The organism is Sorangium aterium, assembly GCF_028368935.1.
In the GTDB taxonomy this organism is placed as follows: Bacteria; Myxococcota_A; Polyangia; order Polyangiales; family Polyangiaceae; genus Sorangium; species Sorangium atrum.
On sequence record NZ_JAQNDK010000002.1, the window covers coordinates 720,788 to 738,141 of the forward strand.

Sequence of the window (17,354 nt, forward strand, 5' to 3'; positions counted from 1 at the left end):
GGGCACTTGAGGACATCGATCCCACGTCCGTAACCAGCCGGTACCGCCGCCGCCTGTTACCCATCCTCGTCCTCCCGAGTCTCCTCCTTGTCCGTCGACGCTCGCCGCGCCCATCGTCGCGGTGGCTCGCCTGTTGGAACTGACGCGCGGGTTGAGACTGCGGGATGGGAACAACCCGTCCGAACCCGCCGCTGCCCCCTCCGCCGAGCTGGGACAGCCTCTCGCCGACCCGTCGAAGCAGGCTCCTCGCGCTTCTCGACGCGATGGTGGTCCAAGCGCTGCGCGCGCCCCCGCACGCCGCGGAGGTGAAGGATGAACGCCGGCAGCGCTGAGCGGCGCGACGGGGGCCCCGTTACCTCGTCCAAGATCACACCGCGCCATCTCGATCGGCTCGCGATTGTGTACGTCCGGCAGTCGCACGCCATCCAGCTCATCAAGAACCCGGAGTCGACGCGCGTGCAATACAGCCTCACCGAGCACGCGGTGGGTCTTGGCTGGTCGCGCGAGCGCGTGCTCGTCATCGACGAGGACCAGGCGCATACGGCGACGACCTCCGAGGGGCGTCTCGGCTTTCAGCGCCTGGTCGCCGAAGTCGGTCTGGGTCACGTCGGTATCATCGTCGGCTTCCAGATGTCGCGCCTGGCGCGCAGTTGCAGCGATTGGTACCAGCTGATCGATGCCTGCGCGCTCTTCGGGACGCTGCTGGGCGACTTCGACGGCATCTACGACCCGGCCATCTACAACGACCGGCTCCTACTCGGGCTCAAGGGCACGATCAGCGAGGCCGAACTCTACCTCATCAAGCAGCGAATGCATTCTGCCAAGCTCGCCAAGGCTCAGCGCGGTGAGCTCGGGATGCTCCGGCCGATCGGCTACGTCACCCGCGCTTCAGGCGAGGTCGTCAAGGATCCCGACGAGCAGGCACGCCACGTCATCGAGCTGCTCTTCGAGCAATTCCAGCGCCGCGGCACCATCCAAGGCGTGCTCTGCTACCTGCTCGAGCACGACCTGAAGCTGCCAGTCCGGATCATGTCGGGTCCGGACAAAGGAGAGCTCCGCTGGTCTCGTCCTAGCCGCAGCACGTTGCAGCAGGTGTTCATCAACCCGGCTTATGCGGGTGCCTACGTCTATGGGCGGCGCTCGAAGGAGCCGCGCGCCAAGCTGCCGGGTCACCCCGCAACCCGGCGCAGGGACGCACAGGCGTGGGCCGTATGTCTGCGCGACAAGATCCCGGCCTATATCTCGTGGGAGCAATACGAGCAGAACCAGCGCCAGCTGGAGCTCAACGACAACGCCACGCGCGGCGTCCCGCGCGAGGGGGCGACGCTTCTGGCTGGTCTCGTGCTCTGCGGTCGCTGTGGTCACCGCATGCAGGTGTCCTACAATGGCGGCTACGCGCGGTACGCCTGCGTGTATGACGCAAGGCACTTTGCAACGCCCCTGTGCCAGTCGCTCGCAGCGCGTCCAGTCGATGAGGTCGTCGAGGCGCTGGTGCTCCGCGCCCTCGCGCCCTCGGCGCTGGAGCTGAGCTTGGCGGTGGCGTCGGATCTGGAGCAGGAGCGCGCCCGCGAAGAGAAGCTGTGGCAGCAGCGGCTAGAGCGCGCTCACTACGACGTCGAACGCGCGCGCCGCCAGTACGACGCAGTCGAGCCCGAGAACCGCCTCGTCGCGCGCACGCTCGAACGAGCGCTCGAGGAGCGACTCGGCGCCGAGCAGAAGCTGAGGGAACAGTACCATCGCGTCTGCGCGACGCGCCCCGTCACGCTGACCGACGCGGAGCGCTCGGCGATCCGCGCACTGGCGACGGAGCTGCCGAAGCTCTGGAACAGCCCCACGACGACCAACGAGCAACGCAAGGACGTGGTCCGCCAGCTCCTGGACGAGGCGCGTGTGACCGTCGAAGGCGAAAGTGAGCGAGTCGAGCTGACCTTGCGCTGGGCGGGTGGCCATGAGACCACAACGACGCTGACGCGACCCGTCGCCAAGTTGTCGCAGCTGAGCTATCATGACGACCTGACGCGACGTGCAGCGCAGTTGCAGCGCGATGGGGAGTCGCTACAGCAGATCGCCGACTCGCTCAACGCGGAGGGGTGGCGCCCCGCGAAGCAGTGCGAGACCTTCAGCAGGAGCATGGTCAGGGGCCTGCTCCCGTCGCACGGCACGACGCCTCCCCAGCGATCGATCATGGAGAGGGTCAAGCTGAAGACGAACGAGTGGACGATGCAAGCGCTCGCCGCTCGGCTTCACATGCCGCGCGTGACCCTGCACTGCTGGCGCAAGCGCGGCTGGATTCGGGCACGCTGGGTGCCGATTCCTCGTCCGGTAGGGGCATGGATCATCTGGGCCGACGACGAGGAACTCGAGCGGCTGGCAGCGCGGCGCAGGCCATCGCGCAAGCGCTGGCCGCGGCGGCCGCAGGCTGCCTGACCCAGCGAGCCGCGGCGACGGCGGGACGGCGTGCTCTTGCACGAGGAGCGCGCCGTTCTGACGTCAGGCGGTGCTAAAGTGCCACCGTTGCTGCTGGCCCGTCGCGATGGATGCGGCCGGGCTCAACAGCAGGAGTTAACAGGCCCGTCACTTGGGGTGCACCATGGCCAGTAGATCTCGATCGCACATGTGCGGCGCAAGAGCTCGGCGCGGTTTGTCGACCGCGAAGGCGTGCTCGAGCGAGAGCGGCACCAGGCCGTCCTGCGTCTTCGTGATGAGCGCCGTCGAGGAAGACCACATGTAGATGCGGATTGAGCCGCATATCGCCGGACGTGCATTGCACGACCGTCATCGCGCCGCTCTTGACCGCGCCACACGCGCCTCGGCGCGCGGCGCGCTCTCGACGAAGATGCGGGTCAGCACGCCGGAGCAGCCCGCAGTCGAGGTAGGCTTCGAGCTCCTTCTTCGCGTGCTTGGGTATCCGGACGGCGATGGTGCCGTCGTCGATGGCCCCGTACAGCGCCTCCACGTTGGCGTGCTTCGACACCCGAGAACGTCGGGGGCTCACCCCCGAGGCCCTGCATCCATGCTTTCCTTCGCGCGCACCATGGATTAACGTCACGCCCGGTAATCCTGCGTGAGGACTCCTGAAGGGAAAGGCGATTTCCATGGACTCTGGGCAACTTGCAGCGAGGTGGTTCTACAAGAGGTACTATGGGTTCAGGACCATACCCCCGCCCGACGGGCAAGCGGCGCATGGACGTGCGCTGCTCTGCTGTGCAAACGGCGACGGCACGCTGTCCGAAGCAGAGCGCGACTGGGTGTTGGGGTACAGCGCCGCCAAGGGCTATGATGCGAGCCTGGTCGAGGAGCTCAAGCACTATCCTGCCAACGAGGACATCGTTGCGCTCGTGACGAGCCACCCCGCGCTGAACAGTAATCGCCTGTGCCTGGTGCACGACGCCCTGTGCGCTTGCCTGGCCGACGGCGAGCTTACGGACGGCGAGTGGAAGACAGTGCTCAGAATGGCGGCCAAGCTGGATGTCGCGGAAGACCAGGTGATCGCGATCCGCGACGCGATCGCCGCAGAGACCAACGCAAGAGAGGCCCGGATCAAGCTGATCTACCCCAACCAGATACCCTTCTGATCGACGGCCCACCCATCAAGCGCGCCGCGCCTTTGGAGCCGCGCGAGCGTATCGTCGATGTCCTCCACCGTGAACATGACGCGTAGGTAGCCGAGGGCGTTCACTGGGGCCCAGGTGGCGGGAGCCGCTCGTCGCCGCCGCTCGCTCCAGGATCCGCGTCGACGGGATGGAGGTGGCCACCTGCGAGGGCGTCGGTCCGGCGTGTGACCTCGCCGAGGCCTGCTGCGAGCCGTCGTTCGAGCCGTTCAACCACCGAGGCGCACGGCGCCGCGTCACCAGCGGGGACCGCCGGCGGTGCAGCGCGCCCGCGCTCGTGCCCGGCGAACCTACGAGCCTGCGGCGCGCCCGCGCCGCGCGCCACTTAAACCTCGGCATTCCCTCTTAAACACGCGCGGCGCTGCTTAAATCAGGAAAGCGTGGAGCCCTCTGGGTTGCCGGGGCACGTGGCGTCGACTACTTGTTTGTCACCGGTCGGAGCGCCGAACGAGAACGGGCCGGGCCGGCCAGCGTCACGCGAGCATGAGGGCGCGCGGGCGGTGGCGTGCTGAAGCACGTTACCGCCCGCGCAACGCCGTCGCCTCTCGCCGCGCCCTGGTTGGTGGCTGGAGATCCCGGGAGGCGCTCCTTTGCCTGCTGAACGAAAGACCGTGGCAGGGCGAACGTCCGCTCGATGAGGGGACGTGACCTTGTCCCAGGAGGCCCGCCTCACGTCGGCTCTTGGCGAGAGGTCTGGGCACTTTCCTACGGAGAACGAACCATGAAGACGACATCGCTGTATCTCGCGGCCATCATGATTCCCGGGCTGGCGATCGCCCTGCAGAGCGTCGGTTGTTCGAGCGCCGGAGACCGCCCCGCGGAGGCCGATGCGCCGGACGAGGAGCGCACGGGCGCCGCCGTGGGCGCTCTCGAGGACTGCCAGCCCTGCCCGGGCGCCCAGGCGTGCGGGACGATCATGGCGTGGATCGACGACCAGCCCGCCAAATCCAACGGCAACCAGCAATGTTGCGGGACCCCTTGCGACGGCGTGAAAGGCGACACCTACGGCGATCACTGGCAGTGCGTCGAGCTCGCGCAGCGTTATTTCGCCAAGAAATTCGAGACAGCAGACAAATGGCCCGTGGGGGCGGCCCGTGAGATGTGCGACCACGCCGTCGCGGGCACGCGCGTGCACTGGAAGGGCGACGGTTATACGCCGGTCCATGGGGACCTCATCGTTCTGGACGGCGGCGCTTACGGGCATGTCGCCGTCGTCAACACGGTCAGCGGTGGGACGGTGGACGTGGTGGAGCAAAACTCCTCTGTCGACGGGACGAACACCTATTCGATCAGCAAAGCGCGTTGCTTCATCCACGCCGACAAGAACACCGGTGGCGGTGGCGGTGGCGGTGGCGGTGGCGGCGGGGCGAGCTGCGCGACGCTTCAGAACGGGTATTACTGCGGCAACGACCGCGTGAACGGAGACCCGAACACGCTCTACCAATGCTCCGGCGGCGCCATCGCGAGCTCGGCGCCGTGCCCGGGCGGCTGCCAGGTGATGCCGTCCGGCACCAACGACCTGTGCACGCCGGTCCCGCAGCGCTGCCCGTGCCACACGGCCGTCAACAACGCGTGCAATTACGCGAGCATGGCCGAGCGCACCGCGTGCGGCGTCCCGAGCGGCGGCTGCACGTCGGACCAGGACTGGATCGACGGCTATTACGCGCAGGCCGCCGTGTGCTCGTCGCGCCCGCCGGCTCCGGCGCGGGTGGGGGTGTTCCGCGACGGCGTCTGGTTGCTCGACGTGAACGGTGAGGGATACGAGACCTCGGACCGGCAGGTCTGGTGGGGCGCGCCGGGGGACATCCCCGTCGTCGGGAGCTGGGAGGGATCGGGGCAAGCGCACCTCGGCGTCGCGCGCGTCGAGTCGAACGGCATGATGTACTGGCACCTCGACGTGAACGGCAACGGGCCCGACGGGGCCGACCGCACACTCCAGTTCGGGCTGCGCGGGGACATCCCGGTCGTGGGCGACTGGACCGGCAGCGGGCAGTCGCGCGTGGGCGTGTTCCGCCGCGGCATGTGGGTCCTCGACACCAACGGCAACGGGTACGACGCCTCGGACAAGGTGACGTGGTGGGGCGCGCCCGGGGACATGCCGGTCGTCGGGAGCTGGGACGGGAGCGGGCGGTCGTACCTCGGCGTCGCGCGCGTGGAGTCGAACGACATGCTGTTCTGGTACCTGGACATGAACGGCAACGGCCTCGACGCGGCCGACCGCATGTTCCCGCTCGGGGCGCGCGGCGACATCCCGGTCGTGGGCGACTGGACGGGCACCGGGCGCACCCACGTCGGCGTGTTCCGCGCCGGGGCCTGGTACCTCGACGTCAACGGCAGCGGCGGCGTCGAGCGGACGGTCTGGTACGGGGGCGCCGGGTACACACCCGTCACCGGCGCCTGGTGACGGGAGCACGCGGCGCCCCGGCGCCGCCGCTCGCCGCGACCGGGGAGCGATCCTGGCGCGCGCCGTCGTGTGGATCCGGGTCGGGCGCGCAGACGACGTTCGCCCCGCGCCGCAGCCGATACCCACCTTGATCGGTGACCACGAGGGCCCTGAGTCCGAGGCTCCGGAGCGTGGCGACGGCGTTGTGCAGCCGGTTCCTCGCCGCGCTCCCGGAGATCCGCTCCCCCGGCCAGGCGGCCGCGATGAGCGTCTCGACGGTCAGCGCGTCCTCGTGCCCCGCGCGATGGTGCTCGAGCAGCGCGCCCAGCAGGCGGCGGAACACCTGCCGCGTGGACAGGTCGACTTCCTCCGCCGCCCCCGCCCGGAACCACCGCCCTCCCGGTCCGACCGTCAGGTCCGCGGCGGGCAGCGGCGTCTCCGGCGGCGCGGGCCCGGCCGGCGGCGCCGGAGGATCCACGTCCCCGCGCGCCCGCGGGTGCCCCGCGTCGGCCTCGGCGAGCGCGCGGAGCACGATCGGCCCGGTGAGGAGCGCGCCGAGGGCGCCGAGGCGCGGATCGCCACGGAGCCTCGCGGGGCGGCCGGGGCCCGCCCAGGGCTCCAGCCAGGCTTCGACCCGGCGGGACACCACGCGACGGAGCTCGCCCGCGGACGTCACATCACCGGCCGACGCGCGCTGCCGCGCCCGCGCGAGCGCGATGAGCCCTTCCAGGACCTCGACGCAGAAGGCCACATTCGGCTCCGGGTACGTCCCGAGCTCGCGGCGCCCGAGCTCGAGCTCGGCCTCGGCCTGCGCGAGATCGTCGTCGTCCGCGGCGAGGGTGCCGAGCCCCACCCGCGCGATGATCGCCGGCCCGCCCGCGGGGCCGAGCGACAGCGCCTCCGCGAGGGCGGCGCGCGCCTCGCCCCGCCGCCCCGGGCCCCAGAGCAGGATGAGCCCCAGGAACGAGAGCGCCATCGGGAGGAAGAAGTGGCGCCCGAGCGTGTGCGCGATGCGCCCGGCCTCCCTGAGCTCGGCCTCGGCGCGCGGAAGGTCGCCGGCGCACGCGAGGCCGCTGCCGAGGACGATCCGCGCCACGCCCTCGAGCTCGCGGTCGGCGACCTCCCGCAGCGTCGGCAGCGCGCGCTCGACGTGGGCGCACGCCTCGGCGACGGCGCCGAATACCCAAGGCATGAGCGCGCGATTGACCGAGACCGTCGCGGTCATGCGGAGGTCCTTTGCGGCGACGGCGATGGCCAGCGCCTCGGCCGCGCCCGGGTCCTCGACGAGGGTGTCGTACCGGACGGTGGCCCGGTCGGTGAGCGCGTGCGCGAGGGTGCGGGCGTCGCGCGCCTCGCGCGCCCGGGCGATCGCGGCGGTGAACAGCTCGAGCGCGTCTCCGACCCTCAGCTGGTCGCGCGCGAGGTTCCCGCGCAGGTGGAAGATGCGCGCTTCCAGCGCGGGCGTGCCGCGCGCGCCGAGCAGGGCCGCGGCGCGCCCGAGGTCCTCCTCGGCGTCGGCGACGCGGCCCGACACCCGGCGGATGGCGGCCCTCACCACGAGCGTTTGCGCCGCGAGGGCGGGGTCCTTCACGCGGTCGAGCGCGTGGACGACGGTGTCCAGGAGCCCCAACGATCGCCCGAAGGGGCCTCGCGTGTAGAGCAGCGGCTCGAGCGCAACGGCGATGCGCGCGGCCTCGTCCGGGTGGCCTTCGGCGCGGCGGACCACGTCGAGCAGGTTCGGGAGCTCGCCGGCGAGCGCCTCGACGCTCGCGCGGGCCCGCTCGCCCCACGCATCCGCGGCGCAGGCGTCGGCGAACCCCGCGAAGTAGCCGGCGTGGCGGGCCAGGGCGCGCGCGCGCGCCGGCGAGTCGGCGAGCTTCGCGGCCGCGTACTCGCGCATGGTCTCGAACAGGGTGAAGCGGGCTGGCTCGCCCGGAGCGCTCGCCCGCACCACGAGCGACTTCTCGACCAGCGACTGGAGGACGTCGAGCGGGGCCTGCCCGTCGCCGAGGTCGAGGACGGCCTCCGCTGCCTCGAGCGAGAAGCGCGAGGAGAAGACCGAGCACTGGAGGAAGGCGAGCCGCTGGCCCTCGTCGAGCAGGTCCCACGACCAGTCGAGCGCCGCGTGGAGCGTCGCGTGCCGCCGGGGCACGTCCCGCCGCCCGCAGCGCAGGAGCTCGAAGCGGCGGCGTACGCGGTCCAGGATCTCCGCCGGGCTCAGGACCGGGAGGCGGGCCGCGGCGAGCTCCAGGGCCAGGGGAATGCCGTCGACCCGCTCGACGAGCTGCGCGACGATCGCGCGGTCGCTGTCGGCGAGCTCTCCTCCCGCGAGCAGCGCACGCGCGCGCGCGGCGAAGAACGCGACGCCCTCCTCCACGCTCCACGGACCGAGGAGGAGGCGGACCTCCTCGCCGAGCCCGAGCGGCTCGCGCGACGTGACCAGGAAGCTCACCTCCGGCGCCTCGGCGAGCCAGCGCTCGACCGTGTCCGCGGCGAACCGCACGAGCCGCTCGAAGTTGTCGAGGATCACGAGGCAGGGGCCGAGCGCACGCAGCGCCGCCGCGAGGCGTCGGCACACCTCGCCCTCGCCGGCGTTCCGCGGGAGCTCGATCCCGAGCCCATCCGCGACGCAGGCCAGGAGCTCGTCGAGCGAGGCAGCGCTCGACAGGTCGAGGAGCCCGGAGGGAAGGACGCAGGTCGACCTGGCGAACTGCCGGGCAAGGCAGGTCTTTCCCATCCCACCGGGCCCGAGCACGCTGATGAGCCGCGCTCCTTCCTCGAAGGACCGATGGATCGTCTCGAGCTCGCGGGCGCGCCCGACGAAGAGCGCCGGGCCCCGCGGCTCGGGCGAGCGATCGTGGAGCCGGGCGGCGGGCGACGTCACGGTCGTCGTGGCCATGATCGGATCATCCTATGCGGGCGTGCGCCAGAGCGCACCCCCGGAGCGGGGCAGGGCGCACGGCTACCGCGCGGGGCCGCCGCTAGCGGGTCACGCTTGATCCTTTCACCCCGTCCCTGCTTCGCGGTGCGCCGCGGCCCAGTCGCTGTGCGTCGGCAGCCGCTCGCGTCCAGCCGGAGCCTGGGTTTGCACGACACGAACCCCTCGAACCGCGGAACGCGATTCGTCAAAGAACGCACGCATGCAAACGAAGGTTTCCAGGCGTCTTGGCCTCGGCTACTCGACCGCCACGCCTTCGATCACGTTGGTGGTGGGGTGGGGGAACAGTCGCGCTGGTGCGAACCCGGTAGCGCGCAACAGAGCATGCAGCTCCTCGACGGAGCGCTCTCGACCGTTCGAACGGACCATCATCATGTGCACGTCGACGAACGCAGCCACGTTGTCATTGTCGTGACGGGGGGCGAGTATCTCCACCAGCGTAGGTGACCCACTCGCGCATCCGATCGAGCCGCCCTCCCTTCAGGGCGCGCGAGAGGCGGTTGTTCGCGAAGCGACCGTCCGGCAGACGCTGAAAGATCCCCACGGACACGAGCGCGCGCAGCACCGGAGCTCCGCCGTCGCCTGGCGAGGGTGGCATCGTGCTCGCGCGTCGCCCAGCGACACAGCGACCGAGCTCGAGCACGTCGCCGCGCCGGAGGTGGCGCCCGAGGGCGCGTCTCTCACCGGCTAGCACCCCGGGGCAGCAATCCTGCCGGGAGGTCGTGCTTCGGCGATACGCCGAACTTGCGCGCGTAATCGCGGCTGAACTGTGCAGCGCTCTCGTAGCCGACGTCGAACGCCGCCGCGGAGACCGAGATCGTGCCTGCGCGCAACAGACGGCGGGCCTCGAGGAGCTGGAGGCCCTTTCGATACTGGAGCGGTGACAACGCCGTGATCGCCTTGAAGTGCTTGTGAAACGAAGACGCGCTCATCCCGACGCTGCGCGCGAGCCTGGGGATCTCGACGGGCGAGCGAAAGTCACGCCGCAGCTGTGCGATCGCGCGCGCGATCGCGCTGGCGTGGCTGTCATGGCGGATGAGGTCGCGCAACATGCCGCCAAACGACGCCGTCGCGAGCCGGTAGTGGATCTCGCGCGAGACGAGCGGACCAAGCACCGCTGCATCCGTCCGCGCGCCCGCGAGCGCGAGATAGCGATGGAGCGCGTCGACGAGCTTGGCATCGCAGGTGTGGACCGCGAGCGAGCGAGGCTGTGCGGCGGAGGGGAGCGAGTCGGCCATTGCCTCGTACAGGTCGCGCAGCGTATCCAGCTCGACATCGAAGAGCAGCACGAGGTACGGGGCCTTCGTGACGCGCGCGATCACCGGAAGGTCGTGGCTGATGAGCAGACACTCGCCGACGCCCATCGGAAACGAATCGGCTCCCAGCACCGTTTCTTTTCGCCCCTGGAGGACAAGGCCCATGACCGGCTCGTAGACCGCGGCTTCGAACGAGGTCGGCTGGTGGTGCCGGAGGATACCGAGGTTCTTCAGCGGTCGCACGTACTGGCTAGCGCGGCCGTTCGGGCGAGGGAGCTGGCGCGCGGCGAGCTCGGCGAGAGCCGCGAGGTTCATGCGGCGAGCGTAGCACCGTCACGCGTTTGTGTCTCCGGCGAGAGGATCGAGCAAGAAGCAGAGAGCTACCGGCAAGCGTCTCGCGACGTGCGGTCGTACATTGGGCTCATGGCGAACAACATGCTGACCGTGCATCACCTCGGGCGCTCCCAGTCGGAGCGGATTGTCTGGCTTTGCGAGGAGCTCGGGCTCGACTATGAGCTGAAACGGTACGAGCGCCGGAAGGACAACAGGCTGGCCCCGCCTGAATACAAGGCGCTGCACCCGATGGGGACGGCGCCGATCATCACCGACGGGCAACTGGTGCTCGGCGAATCCGGGGCGATCGCCGACTATCTGATCGCGACCCATGGGGAGGGACGGCTCGCCGTGCAGCGCGGCCAGCCTGGATTCGCCGACTATCTCTACTGGTTCCACTTCGCCAACGGGACCTTGCAGCCGGCCGTCTTGCGGGTGTGGTACCTGGAGCGCGTCGATGCGTCCGAGAAGAATCCGGCGCTGCAGGCGGCGAAGGATCGGTTCAACCTGATCTTCTCCACGGTGGAGAAGCGCCTGGGTGAGGCGCCTTATCTCGCCGGTCCGGAGCTGACGGCAGCGGACATCATGACGGTGTTCTCGCTGACCACCATGCGGCTGTTCAAGCCGTACGATCTCTCGCCGTGGCCGAACATCCTGGCTTATCTGCAGCGGATCGGCGCGCGCCCCGCGTATCGGCGCGCGATGCAGAAGGCGGATCCGGACATGACGCCGTTGCTCGGGGCCACTCCATGACCGAGAGGGCTGTCAGCCACGGACGACCCCTAACCTGGATGCGCGCGCCCGAGAGACTCCGTCACCACGGGAGCCGTCCGAGGGTTGCGTGCGAGAACGTACCCGTCGGGCCGTCCGGGCCGAGCAGCGCAAGGCGGACCGCCTCGCGGGCGCCCTCCTCGACGGTCTCCGTGCCCGTATAGTTGTTGAGGTTCGTCTTGGTGAAGCCCGGAGAGGCGGCGTTGACCTTGATCCCGGTCGACTCCAGCTCGATCGCCATGGCGAGCGTCATCGCGTTGAGAGCCGTCTTGGACGCGGGGTAGAGGGGACCGAAGATCGAGCGCCAGGGGAAGCTCGGGTCCGCGTTCATCGTCAGCGAGCCAGCTCCGCTCGACACGTTGACGATGCGGGCTGCCGGCGCTTCGCGCAGGAGCGGCAGCATGGCCTGGAAGACAGCGACGACGCCGAACACGTTGGTCTCGAACACCGCGCGCAGCTCATCGAGGGACACGTTGCTCGCGAGGGTCGACCTGGCGTACTCCTCGACGGTCGTGCCCGGCCGCCGTCCCGAGTGCGAGATGGCCGCGTTGTTGACGAGCACGTCGAGGCGGCCAAGCTCCTCGCGGATGCGCTTCGCCGCAGCGGCGATCGAGGCCCGATCCGTCACGTCGAGCTGGAGCGCGCGGGCGTCTCCGTCGATCGTCTTGGCCGACTCCACTCCGCGCGCGAGGTCGCGCGAGCCGACAAGGACGGTGAAGTTCTTCGCGGCGAGCTCCTTTGCGATCTGCAGGCCGATCCCCTGATTGGCCCCCGTGATCAAGGCGACGCGCTTGTCTTGCATCTTCTCGCTCCTGACGATGGTTGGCTGGATACAGCGTACGTCCACCGCCTTCGTACCGCTTGCCGCTGCCCTCCGATTGGAAGGAGCGGACATTTTGAACGGTCGTCCCGCGCCGTAGGAGCAACTCGCCGTGCACGAGCCGGTGCACGACATGGTTGTCGTCTGCCGGATCGTCGAAATGTCCGGTTCTTCCAATCGGAGGCCGCGGGCGCGTGGCATGAACACCCCATGACCCACCTCGACGCCACGATGAGCCGCTCCCCGCTCCGATCGACTCCGCTGGGCAAGACCGGGCCCAGCGTCTTTCCCGTCGGCCTCGGCTGCATGGCGATGTCCGGCGCCTACGGCCCGGCCGAGGACGCCGAGAGCGTGGCGACGATCCGCCACGCCATCGAGCGAGGGATCACCCTGATCGACACCGGAGACTTCTACGGCAACGGGCACAACGAGCTCCTCATCCGGCGCGCGATCGAGGGGGTGCGCGACAAGGTCCAGCTGTCGGTGAAGTTCGGCGCGATGCGCGGCCCGGACGGCGCCGCGCTGGGCATCGACACCCGCCCGGCGGCCGTGAAGAACTTCGCGTCGTACAGCCTGCATCGGCTGGGCGTGGAGGTCATCGATGTGTACCGCCCCGCGCGTCTCGACCCGCAGGTGCCCATCGAGGACACCGTCGGGGCCATCGCCGACCTCATCAAGGCCGGCTTCGTCCGGCATATCGGGCTGTCCGAGGTGGGGGTCGAGACGATCCGGCGCGCGAGCGAGGTGCACCCGATCGTGGACCTGCAGATCGAGTACGCGATCGCGACGCGCGGGCCCGAGGCGTCCATCTTTCCTGTCCTCGCGGAGCTCGGGATGAGCGCGACGCTCTACGGGGTCTTTTCGCGGGGGCTGCTCACCGGCAGCAAGCCCTCGGGAAAGGGGGACTTCCGGCAGCACATGCCACGCTTCGCAGGCGAACAGGGCGCAAAGAACGCGAGCGTCGTCGAGAAGCTCCACGCCTTCGCCGGCGAGCGAGGGATGACGCCGGCTCAGGTCGCGCTCGCGTGGGTGCTGGCGAAGCAGCCCACGCTGGTGCCGATCGTCGGGGCCCGCACGCGAGCCCAGCTCGACGACGCCCTCGTGGCCCTCGACAAGCCGCTGTCGGCGGGCGACGTCGCGGCGCTCGAGAGCATCGTGCCAGCGGGCGCGATCGGCGGCACGCGCTACCCCGCCCAGCACATGAAGGTTCTCGACAGCGAGCGGTAGCCGATCGATGCGGCCACCCGCGTCGGCTTGAACGGCCGCACGAGAGGCGTAAGAGTGATGAACGTGGCCGCAGCGATGGATCTCCCCACCCTCACGCTCCCGCGCTTCGTCGAGGACGTCCGTGAGGTCGCGGCACCCCCCGGTCAGGTGTTCGACGTCGAGTGGCTTCCCGACGGCAGAACGGGCCTCTTTTTTCGAGCGCTCGAGGGGGGGCGCGAGGGGGACGTGTGGGTCGCGGGCCCCCGGACGCGCGCGGTATTCAAGAGCAAGACCGGCATCGCGCGGACGGTCACCCTTCGGTTCAAGCCTGGCTGGTCGGTTCCGCTGCTCGGCGTGGCAGCGAGCGAGCTCACGGACCAGATCGTTCCGCTGGAGGACGTGTGGGGCCGCGCGGCGTGCGAGCTCTGCGGTGAGCTGCTCGCCGCGAGGAGCCGCGCGGACCTGATGGACCGCGTCGCCCGGGCGCTCGCCCTCCGCGCCGGCCGACCCTTCGAAACGGCATCGGGGCAGCTCGCCCGTCGTGCGGTTCGCTTGCTCGAAGGGGGCGAGGTCCGGGTGGAGCGTGTCGCCGATCGGCTCGGCGTCACGGCGCGGCATCTCCGCCGCGCTTTCATCGAGAACGTCGGCATCGGCCCGAAGGAGTTCGCGCGGACCGTCCGCCTGCAACGCGCGGTGCGAATGGCAGCGACCTCGTGCGACTGGGCGCGTATCGCCGCAGACGCGGGCTATTATGACCAGGCCCACCTCATCGCCGATTTCCGTCAGCTCGTCGGGCTCACACCGGGCGCGTTCTCCAAACGCGCGGGCGGCCGGATGACCCAACCGAAGCTCATCATGTGGGATTTCGCTTTGCCTGTCGGGTAGCTCGCCACGACGACCTCCCAGCGCGCAGGCCCGATCGCCCTACCCCAGGAGATGGAGCCGCAGGAACCCCAGGATGCTCCTGATCGTCTCTCGCGAAGCCTCGCTGTCGTCGAGCAGATCGAACGCGTGCGGCGCGGCGGCGTGGTTCACGAGCGTCACTGGCAGGTTGCGGGCCAGCGCTCCGGCGACGAAGTCATCGATCGTCTCGTTCAGGTGAGGCATCCTGTCCTGCCCTGCCCTGGCGATGAACAGGGGCAGTTCCGGAGGGAGGTCGTCGATCGACTTCCCGGCGCACGGGTTGACGAACCGGAACTGCGCCGCCGCCTCCGCGACGCGGGTGGACGCGCCGAGATCGAGCATGAAGCCGTAGCAGAGGGCGGCGCACCGGAGCGAGCCGCTCGCTCCCCGCATCAGCGCCGACAGGGCCATGGGGACGTTGCCGGAGCAGGCCCACAGGCCGATCCGGCGCTCGTCGATCCCGAGCGAGGCGGCGTTTTGCCGCAGGTGCTCGAGCAGCGCATGGAGATCGGACGGCTCCCGGTTCGTGTAATTGATGCCCACGAGCCCGGAAGCGGCCACCAGCCGTCCCCACGACGTGGACTGCCCTATCTCCTTGCGTTTGCAGCCGAACACCGACTCGAACCCCGGATCCGGATATCCGGACACGAAGACGACGGCAGGCGCCCGTGCCACGGCTGCCGATGTTGGTGGAGCGTAGAGGTCGAAGGTCAAGGCGCCTGCATCGGTCGCCTGGTACTCGATATCCCTGCGGAGGATGACGGCATCCATTCCGGGGATCTCGAGGACCGCCGTCTTCTTCATCATCTGGGCTCGCTCGGATTCTTGGCTCATCTGTGCTTCTCCTCTGCTGTGGTGTCGACCAGCGCCGCTCGATGACAGCGCACCGCGCAGGGACCCTGGGACGCAAGCGCACGGCCCGCGCGGGCGGCCGATGAGGTACACGCCGCCGAGCGATCTGGAGCCCCCAACAACGACGACGACGAGAGTACGACCGCCAATGCGCCAAGGAGAGAAATTCAGGTTTCTCCTGGCGTCCCTGGTGTCTTGGCGGTTTTCTTATGCAGGCGCGGTCGATCACCGCTCTGGAAACAGAAACGCCAGCCGGGTCTGGGCTGGCGAGGTGCACCCGAAGCTAGCAGCCCGCGGATCCCATGGCAATCCCGAGGGAGCGGGTGACGACAGACCGTCGCGCGGGCTGCTCTGGTGACGCAAAAGAGCTCTTCTTTTTCGTCTTTGAATCGAGCGGCTCAGCTCATGATGCGCCCGCGGCCCCGGCGGCGCGCGACAGCTCGTCGATCGCCCCGAGGAGCGCGTCGCTCTGCTCCGGCGTGCCTACCGTGATCCGCAGCTTGTCCTGGATGCGCGGCGCGTCCCAGTAGCGCACGAAGATCGCGCGGTCGTAGAGCGCCCGGTACATCGCCTGCGCCGACAGCCCTCCTGCCGGCGGCGCCGCCAGGACGAAGTTGCTCTGGCTCGGCGCCACAGTGAACCCCTTCTGCCGGAGCGCCCCCGTGAGCCGGGCGCGCTCGGCGATCACCTTCTCCCAGCTCTTCCTCGCCTCGTCCCGCGCGGACAGCGCCGCGGTGGCCGCGGCCTGCGAGAGGATATCCGTGTTGTAGCTGTCGCGGGCCTTGTCGAGCGTCTCGATGAGCCGCGGGTGACCGAGCCCGTACCCGAACCTGAGCCCCGCGAGGGAGTAGCCCTTGCTCAGGGTCCGCAGCAGAAGCACGTTGTCGAGCCCCCGCGCCGGGTCGAGCAGCGGCGTCGCGTCGAACTCCGCGAAGTCGACGTACGCCTCGTCGATGAGGAGCACGCCGCGGAACGCCCGCGCGACGCGCTCGAGCTTGTCGAGCGGCTCCTGCCGCCCCGACGGCGCGTGCGGGTTGACGAGGAGCGCGAGCCGGCAGCCCTGCTCGTTCAGGCGCTGCGCGAAGTCCTCCGGGACCGACCAGTCCTCCGCGAGGGGGACCTGGGTGATCGTCGTGCCGTGGATCTCCGCGAGCACGTCGTAGAGCGAGTAGGTCGGGTACGTCTCCCCGATGCCGCGGCCGCCGGGCTCGCAGAACACCGTCACGGCCATGCGGAGCAGCTCGTCGCCGCCGTTCGTGGCGATCACCTGCTCGGGCGACAGGCCGTGGAGCCGCGCCGCGGTCTCGCGGAACTGCTGCGCCCGGGGCGGCGGGTACCGGCGGAGCTGATCGGCCGAGACGTCCCGGATCGCCTCGAGCACGGCGGCCGGCGGCGGGTACGGGTTCTCGTTCGTGTTGAGCTTGACCACGTCGGCCCGCTGCGGCTGCTCGCCGGGCGTGTAGGGCGTGAGGCGATGGATGTTGTCGCGTTCGTACAGCATGGGGATGGCCGTCTCTCGCCCACTGGCTCGCCGGAGACAAGCGCCTCGTTGCCGGCAGGAGGCGCGCGCAGCGCTCGATCCGGCCGCCCTCGGCGGGAGCTCGGCCGGAGGGCACGGACGGCGTTGCCCGGGCGCATCTTAGTCCGATCCGCGCAGCCCGCGGCGAGGTGCGCTGGCTGCGCGGATCGGACTAAGATGCGCCGCATGACGACGACGCCCGAGCCTGAAGTCTTCCTGGTCCTCTCCTGCCTCGGCCCTGACCGGACGGGCATCGTCGCGGAGGTGACCCACTACCTGACGGAGCGCGGCGCCAACGTGGAGGACAGCCGGATGGCGGTGCTCGGCGGCGAGTTCGGCATCCTCCTGCTCGCGTCCGGGCCCCCCGGCGCGATCGAGGCGGTCGAGCGCGACACGGAGTCGCTCACCCGGGCGACGGGGCTCACGGTGCAGAGCCGCAGGACCAAGAGCCCCGAGTCGCACCGGCGCGCGGCGACCATCCCTTGCGTCATCTCCGTCGACGCGCTCGATCACGAGGGCATCGTGCGCGCGGTGTCGCGCGCGCTCCACGGCGTCGGCGTCAACATCGTCTCGCTCGAGACCTCGGCTTACGAGGCGCCCGTCACCGGCTCGCAGCTCTTCCGGATGGAGGCCCGCGTCGACGTCCCCGCCGGGGTGACCGTTACCCAGCTCCGCAAGGCGATGGATGCGGTCGCGGAGTCCGAGAACCTCGACATCGACGTCCGCTCGCTCATCAAGGGCTGACCGCGCCGCGCGAGAACC

15 protein-coding genes are annotated in these 17,354 nt (G+C 69.9%); 8 read left to right on the forward strand and 7 right to left on the reverse strand.

Going from position 1 to position 17,354, the window contains the following annotated elements; translation table 11 throughout:
* Positions 1-164 precede the first annotated feature (164 nt).
* Together POL72_RS17650 and POL72_RS17655 are read left to right on the forward strand one after the other, a co-directional pair.
* A complete protein-coding gene (locus POL72_RS17650; protein WP_272096566.1) occupies positions 165-332 on the forward strand; it encodes a hypothetical protein in 168 nt (55 codons plus the stop codon).
* Entirely contained in the window at positions 313-2,427 is a 2,115-nt protein-coding gene (locus POL72_RS17655; RefSeq protein ID WP_272096567.1) for a recombinase family protein, read from the forward strand. The genes POL72_RS17650 and POL72_RS17655 overlap by 20 nt, the downstream gene beginning before the upstream one ends.
* A 147-nt stretch (positions 2,428-2,574) precedes the next feature.
* Here POL72_RS17655 and POL72_RS17660 read toward each other — a convergent pair whose 3' ends face one another.
* Positions 2,575-2,727, reverse strand: a complete 153-nt coding sequence (locus tag POL72_RS17660) for a hypothetical protein (RefSeq protein WP_272096568.1) — start codon at positions 2,725-2,727, stop codon at positions 2,575-2,577.
* A gap of 368 nt (positions 2,728-3,095) precedes the next feature.
* Between POL72_RS17660 and POL72_RS17665 the strand changes: the two genes are divergently transcribed.
* The gene (locus POL72_RS17665) at positions 3,096-3,575 is read left to right on the forward strand and encodes a tellurite resistance TerB family protein (RefSeq protein WP_272096571.1); all 480 of its coding nucleotides are present in this window, start codon (positions 3,096-3,098) and stop codon (positions 3,573-3,575) included.
* 757 nt (positions 3,576-4,332) lie between these two features.
* Positions 4,333-6,015, forward strand: coding sequence for a CHAP domain-containing protein (locus tag POL72_RS17670; RefSeq protein WP_272096573.1), 1,683 nt, complete (start codon positions 4,333-4,335; stop codon positions 6,013-6,015).
* Here POL72_RS17670 and POL72_RS17675 read toward each other — a convergent pair.
* The 3 genes from POL72_RS17675 to POL72_RS17685 form a co-directional block, all read right to left on the reverse strand.
* Positions 5,999-8,893, reverse strand: coding sequence for a winged helix-turn-helix domain-containing protein (locus tag POL72_RS17675; protein WP_272096574.1), 2,895 nt, complete (start codon positions 8,891-8,893; stop codon positions 5,999-6,001). The two genes, POL72_RS17670 and POL72_RS17675, sit on opposite strands and share 17 nt — an antisense overlap.
* 276 nt (positions 8,894-9,169) lie before the next feature.
* Positions 9,170-9,331 (reverse strand): hypothetical protein, encoded by a 162-nt coding sequence (locus POL72_RS17680; RefSeq protein WP_272096575.1) that lies wholly within the window; start codon positions 9,329-9,331, stop codon positions 9,170-9,172.
* A 281-nt stretch (positions 9,332-9,612) separates the two neighbouring features.
* Positions 9,613-10,503, reverse strand: a complete 891-nt coding sequence (locus tag POL72_RS17685) for an AraC family transcriptional regulator (protein ID WP_272096576.1) — start codon at positions 10,501-10,503, stop codon at positions 9,613-9,615.
* 108 nt (positions 10,504-10,611) lie between these two features.
* Between POL72_RS17685 and POL72_RS17690 the strand changes: the two genes are divergently transcribed.
* Positions 10,612-11,274, forward strand: a complete 663-nt coding sequence (locus POL72_RS17690) for a glutathione S-transferase family protein (protein WP_272096577.1) — start codon at positions 10,612-10,614, stop codon at positions 11,272-11,274.
* 61 nt (positions 11,275-11,335) lie between these two features.
* On the opposite strand, the gene POL72_RS17695 is transcribed toward POL72_RS17690, so the two are convergent.
* Positions 11,336-12,094 carry an SDR family oxidoreductase gene (locus POL72_RS17695; protein ID WP_272096578.1) on the reverse strand — a complete coding sequence of 253 codons (759 nt, stop codon included), beginning with the start codon at positions 12,092-12,094 and terminating at the stop codon, positions 11,336-11,338.
* Positions 12,095-12,322: 228 nt separating this feature from the next.
* On the opposite strand from POL72_RS17695, the gene POL72_RS17700 reads away from it, so the two are divergent.
* Positions 12,323-13,339 carry an aldo/keto reductase gene (locus tag POL72_RS17700; protein ID WP_272096579.1) on the forward strand — a complete coding sequence of 339 codons (1,017 nt, stop codon included), beginning with the start codon at positions 12,323-12,325 and terminating at the stop codon, positions 13,337-13,339.
* A gap of 57 nt (positions 13,340-13,396) precedes the next feature.
* On the forward strand, positions 13,397-14,203 hold the full coding sequence (locus POL72_RS17705; RefSeq protein WP_272096580.1) for a helix-turn-helix domain-containing protein: 807 nt from the start codon (positions 13,397-13,399) through the stop codon (positions 14,201-14,203).
* A gap of 39 nt (positions 14,204-14,242) precedes the next feature.
* On the opposite strand, the gene POL72_RS17710 is transcribed toward POL72_RS17705, so the two are convergent.
* Entirely contained in the window at positions 14,243-15,055 is an 813-nt protein-coding gene (locus tag POL72_RS17710) for an alpha/beta hydrolase (protein WP_272096581.1), read from the reverse strand.
* Between the two features lie 421 nt (positions 15,056-15,476).
* Entirely contained in the window at positions 15,477-16,574 is a 1,098-nt protein-coding gene (hisC, locus tag POL72_RS17715; protein WP_272096582.1) for a histidinol-phosphate transaminase, read from the reverse strand.
* Positions 16,575-16,778: 204 nt separating this feature from the next.
* On the opposite strand from hisC, the gene POL72_RS17720 reads away from it, so the two are divergent.
* A complete protein-coding gene (locus POL72_RS17720) occupies positions 16,779-17,336 on the forward strand; it encodes a glycine cleavage system transcriptional repressor (RefSeq protein WP_272096583.1) in 558 nt (185 codons plus the stop codon).
* Positions 17,337-17,354: the final 18 nt, after the last annotated feature.

Excerpts from the sequence above, each read along its gene's own strand:
- POL72_RS17670 (WP_272096573.1), top strand. The coding sequence starts at position 4,333 with ATGAAGACGACATCGCTGTATCTCGCGGCCATCATGATTCCCGGGCTG.
- hisC (WP_272096582.1), bottom strand. The coding sequence starts at position 16,574 with ATGCTGTACGAACGCGACAACATCCATCGCCTCACGCCCTACACGCCC.
- POL72_RS17655 (WP_272096567.1), top strand. The coding sequence starts at position 313 with ATGAACGCCGGCAGCGCTGAGCGGCGCGACGGGGGCCCCGTTACCTCG.
- POL72_RS17710 (WP_272096581.1), bottom strand. The coding sequence starts at position 15,055 with ATGAGCCAAGAATCCGAGCGAGCCCAGATGATGAAGAAGACGGCGGTC.
- POL72_RS17705 (WP_272096580.1), top strand. The coding sequence starts at position 13,397 with ATGAACGTGGCCGCAGCGATGGATCTCCCCACCCTCACGCTCCCGCGC.
- POL72_RS17695 (WP_272096578.1), bottom strand. The coding sequence starts at position 12,094 with ATGCAAGACAAGCGCGTCGCCTTGATCACGGGGGCCAATCAGGGGATC.
- POL72_RS17650 (WP_272096566.1), top strand. The coding sequence starts at position 165 with ATGGGAACAACCCGTCCGAACCCGCCGCTGCCCCCTCCGCCGAGCTGG.
- POL72_RS17720 (WP_272096583.1), top strand. The coding sequence starts at position 16,779 with ATGACGACGACGCCCGAGCCTGAAGTCTTCCTGGTCCTCTCCTGCCTC.
- POL72_RS17685 (WP_272096576.1), bottom strand. The coding sequence starts at position 10,503 with ATGAACCTCGCGGCTCTCGCCGAGCTCGCCGCGCGCCAGCTCCCTCGC.
- POL72_RS17690 (WP_272096577.1), top strand. The coding sequence starts at position 10,612 with ATGGCGAACAACATGCTGACCGTGCATCACCTCGGGCGCTCCCAGTCG.
- POL72_RS17675 (WP_272096574.1), bottom strand. The coding sequence starts at position 8,893 with ATGGCCACGACGACCGTGACGTCGCCCGCCGCCCGGCTCCACGATCGC.
- POL72_RS17700 (WP_272096579.1), top strand. The coding sequence starts at position 12,323 with ATGACCCACCTCGACGCCACGATGAGCCGCTCCCCGCTCCGATCGACT.
- POL72_RS17660 (WP_272096568.1), bottom strand. The coding sequence starts at position 2,727 with ATGTGGTCTTCCTCGACGGCGCTCATCACGAAGACGCAGGACGGCCTG.
- POL72_RS17665 (WP_272096571.1), top strand. The coding sequence starts at position 3,096 with ATGGACTCTGGGCAACTTGCAGCGAGGTGGTTCTACAAGAGGTACTAT.